The following is a 623-nucleotide window of genomic DNA, read 5'->3' as shown; positions in this document are numbered from 1 at the left end:
CCTTGACATACCAAGTTTAGAGGCTTTGGAAATACTAATGAAGGAGTACACCGGAACTATCGTGTTTATCACCCACGATAAACGATTACTCGAAAATGTAGCAGATGTAGTTTATGAAATTAGAGATAAGAAAATAAATCTGAAACATTAAATTTAAGGTAGTCGCTGGTCAGTATAGTCTGTTCTGGTTGGCGACTCCATTGTTAAAGAGTATAAAGACTTTAGATTTTATGAATATTAAAAATAGGAACAGTCAATTGAACTGCTCCTATTTTTCTGCTAAATATATTGTAGTTTTCTTATATGTATAATGATAGATTAGCGGATTCTCATCTACGGTACTTACTTCAAATATGAAGAAGTGATCGCGGTTATCTCTGGACTTTTCCTTATTGAGGACAAAGTAATTCTTACGTGAAGTCGCCATTGTTTTTAGGATATCATCAGTTAGGAAGGTCAATGGAATATTCATGTTAGAGTAGCGGTAGAAGTCACGTTCAAAATCTTGGTAGCTCTCGCTATAATAGTCCATTTGTAGGTGATTACGCTGAAACTCAAGCTGATTCATAGAGCACCTCCTCGACAAGTTCAATACTAATAATGTCTTTTAATTTCAAATTGAT

1 protein-coding gene and 1 pseudogene are annotated in these 623 nt (G+C 34.3%); one reads left to right on the top strand and one right to left on the bottom strand.

The features are described from left to right. Positions 1-151 (top strand): annotated as a pseudogene (locus ACFX59_RS18355) (Msr family ABC-F type ribosomal protection protein); the annotation flags it as partial. A 117-nt stretch (positions 152-268) separates the two neighbouring features. Here ACFX59_RS18355 and ACFX59_RS18350 read toward each other — a convergent pair. Further along, positions 269-568, bottom strand: a complete 300-nt coding sequence (locus tag ACFX59_RS18350) for a DUF5960 family protein (protein WP_001072467.1) — start codon at positions 566-568, stop codon at positions 269-271. Between the last annotated feature and the right edge of the window lie 55 nt (positions 569-623).

It is taken from the genome of Sphingomonas sp. NCPPB 2930 (genome assembly GCF_042867205.1).
GTDB lineage: Bacteria > Pseudomonadota > Alphaproteobacteria > Sphingomonadales > Sphingomonadaceae > Sphingomonas.
Note: the sequence above shows the minus strand (reverse complement) of the source record. Positions and strands in the feature narration are given on the sequence as shown.

Coding starts and splice junctions, on each gene's coding strand:
- ACFX59_RS18350 (WP_001072467.1), bottom strand. CDS start 568: ATGAATCAGCTTGAGTTTCAGCGTAATCACCTACAAATGGACTATTAT.